This window comes from Pseudomonas sp. EL_65y_Pfl2_R95, from assembly GCF_963971045.1.
Classification (GTDB): Bacteria; Pseudomonadota; Gammaproteobacteria; order Pseudomonadales; family Pseudomonadaceae; genus Aquipseudomonas.
Map to the genome: position 1 here is coordinate 1 of NZ_CAXAOV010000013.1, position 3,366 is coordinate 3,366.

The window sequence follows — 3,366 nt, forward strand, 5'->3', positions numbered from 1 at the left end:
CATTTTCATGATCTGGGGTTTTGGTATAGGCGCTTGACGATGACCTACTCTCACATGGGGAAACCCCACACTACCATCGGCGATGCATCGTTTCACTACTGAGTTCGGGATGGGATCAGGTGGTTCCAATGCTCTATGGTCGTCAAGCAATTTGTATGAAGCCTCGTCAGGGACGCTGCTTCGAATCGGGTATGTGATGTTTGTAGTCTTGCAAACTTTCGGTTTCATCAACTTCTGTTATGACACACAAACAGCAAATTGTTTGGGTGTTATATGGTCAAGCCTCACGGGCAATTAGTATGGGTTAGCTCAACGCCTCACAGCGCTTACACACCCCACCTATCAACGTCGTAGTCTTCGACGGCCCTTTAGGGAACTCAAGGTTCCAGTGAGATCTCATCTTAAGGCAAGTTTCCCGCTTAGATGCTTTCAGCGGTTATCTTTTCCGAACATAGCTACCCGGCAATGCCACTGGCGTGACAACCGGAACACCAGAGGTTCGTCCACTCCGGTCCTCTCGTACTAGGAGCAGCCCCTCTCAAATCTCAAACGTCCACGGCAGATAGGGACCGAACTGTCTCACGACGTTCTAAACCCAGCTCGCGTACCACTTTAAATGGCGAACAGCCATACCCTTGGGACCGGCTTCAGCCCCAGGATGTGATGAGCCGACATCGAGGTGCCAAACACCGCCGTCGATATGAACTCTTGGGCGGTATCAGCCTGTTATCCCCGGAGTACCTTTTATCCGTTGAGCGATGGCCCTTCCATACAGAACCACCGGATCACTAAGACCTACTTTCGTACCTGCTCGACGTGTCTGTCTCGCAGTCAAGCGCGCTTTTGCCTTTATACTCTACGACCGATTTCCGACCGGTCTGAGCGCACCTTCGTACTCCTCCGTTACTCTTTAGGAGGAGACCGCCCCAGTCAAACTACCCACCATACACTGTCCTCGATCCGGATAACGGACCAGAGTTAGAACCTCAAGGTTACCAGGGTGGTATTTCAAGGTTGGCTCCACGCGAACTGGCGTCCACGCTTCAAAGCCTCCCACCTATCCTACACAAGTAAACTCAAAGTCCAGTGCAAAGCTATAGTAAAGGTTCACGGGGTCTTTCCGTCTAGCCGCGGATACACTGCATCTTCACAGCGATTTCAATTTCACTGAGTCTCGGGTGGAGACAGCGCCGCCATCGTTACGCCATTCGTGCAGGTCGGAACTTACCCGACAAGGAATTTCGCTACCTTAGGACCGTTATAGTTACGGCCGCCGTTTACCGGGGCTTCGATCAAGAGCTTCGCGTTAGCTAACCCCATCAATTAACCTTCCGGCACCGGGCAGGCGTCACACCCTATACGTCCACTTTCGTGTTTGCAGAGTGCTGTGTTTTTAATAAACAGTCGCAGCGGCCTGGTATCTTCGACCGGCATGTGCTTACGGGGTAAACCCTTCACACTCACCGGCGCACCTTCTCCCGAAGTTACGGTGCCATTTTGCCTAGTTCCTTCACCCGAGTTCTCTCAAGCGCCTTGGTATTCTCTACCTAACCACCTGTGTCGGTTTGGGGTACGGTTCCTAATTACCTGAAGCTTAGAAGCTTTTCCTGGAAGCATGGCATCAACCACTTCATCGTCTAAAAGACAACTCGTCATCAGTTCTCGGCCTTAAGATCCCGGATTTACCTAAGATCTCAGCCTACCACCTTAAACACGGACAACCAACGCCGTGCTGGCCTAGCCTTCTCCGTCCCTCCATCGCAGTAATTAGAAGTACGGGAATATTAACCCGTTTCCCATCGATTACGCATTTCTGCCTCACCTTAGGGGCCGACTCACCCTGCGTCGATTAACGTTGCGCAGGAAACCTTGGTCTTTCGGCGTGCGAGTTTTTCACTCGCATTGTCGTTACTCATGTCAGCATTCGCACTTCTGATACCTCCAGCAAGCTTCTCAACTCACCTTCACAGGCTTACAGAACGCTCCTCTACCGCTCATCCAAAGGATGAACCCGTAGCTTCGGTGTATGGTTTGAGCCCCGTTACATCTTCCGCGCAGGCCGACTCGACTAGTGAGCTATTACGCTTTCTTTAAAGGGTGGCTGCTTCTAAGCCAACCTCCTAGCTGTCTAAGCCTTCCCACATCGTTTCCCACTTAACCATAACTTTGGGACCTTAGCTGACGGTCTGGGTTGTTTCCCTTTTCACGACGGACGTTAGCACCCGCCGTGTGTCTCCCGTGCTGACACTTGCTGGTATTCGGAGTTTGCATCGGTTTGGTAAGTCGGGATGACCCCCTAGCCGAAACAGTGCTCTACCCCCAGCAGTGATACACGAGGCGCTACCTAAATAGCTTTCGAGGAGAACCAGCTATCTCCGAGCTTGATTAGCCTTTCACTCCGATCCACAGGTCATCCGCTAACTTTTCAACGGTAGTCGGTTCGGTCCTCCAGTTAGTGTTACCCAACCTTCAACCTGCCCATGGATAGATCGCCCGGTTTCGGGTCTATTCCCAGCGACTAAACGCCCTATTAAGACTCGCTTTCGCTACGCCTCCCCTATTCGGTTAAGCTTGCCACTGAAAATAAGTCGCTGACCCATTATACAAAAGGTACGCAGTCACAGAACAAAGTCTGCTCCCACTGCTTGTACGCATACGGTTTCAGGATCTATTTCACTCCCCTCTCCGGGGTTCTTTTCGCCTTTCCCTCACGGTACTAGTTCACTATCGGTCAGTCAGTAGTATTTAGCCTTGGAGGATGGTCCCCCCATATTCAGACAAAGTTTCTCGTGCTCCGTCCTACTCGATTTCATTGATAAGAGATTTTCGCGTACAGGGCTATCACCCACTATGGCCGCACTTTCCAGAGCGTTCCGCTAATCTCAAATCAACTTAAGGGCTAGTCCCCGTTCGCTCGCCACTACTAAGGGAATCTCGGTTGATTTCTATTCCTCAGGGTACTTAGATGTTTCAGTTCCCCTGGTTCGCCTCTTACACCTATGTATTCAGTGCAAGATACCTAACTTATGTTAGGTGGGTTCCCCCATTCAGACATCTCCGGATCAAAGGTTATTTGCCACCTCCCCGAAGCTTTTCGCAGGCTATCACGTCTTTCATCGCCTCTGACTGCCAAGGCATCCACCGTATGCGCTTCTTCACTTGACCATATAACCCCAAGCAATCTGGTTATTGTCTATAACGTGAAGTAGACATTCGCCGAAAATTTGCAATTGAGAACTACAAATTTTACCTTGACCAAATTAACTACCAGTGAAAGTAATTAATTAGTCACTTCTATCACATACCCAAATTTTTAAAGAACGATTTTCTTTCTAGTCAAAGACCAGAAATCAACATTCAGCTACC

Annotated in this window: 2 rRNA genes; both read right to left on the bottom strand. The window is 50.1% G+C overall.

Going from position 1 to position 3,366, the window contains the following annotated elements:
- Window positions 1–31: 31 nt before the first annotated feature.
- Window positions 32–147, bottom strand: a 5S ribosomal RNA gene (rrf, locus tag AACY09_RS21945).
- 126 nt (window positions 148–273) lie between these two features.
- A 23S ribosomal RNA gene (locus tag AACY09_RS21950) occupies window positions 274–3,165 on the bottom strand.
- Window positions 3,166–3,366: the final 201 nt, after the last annotated feature.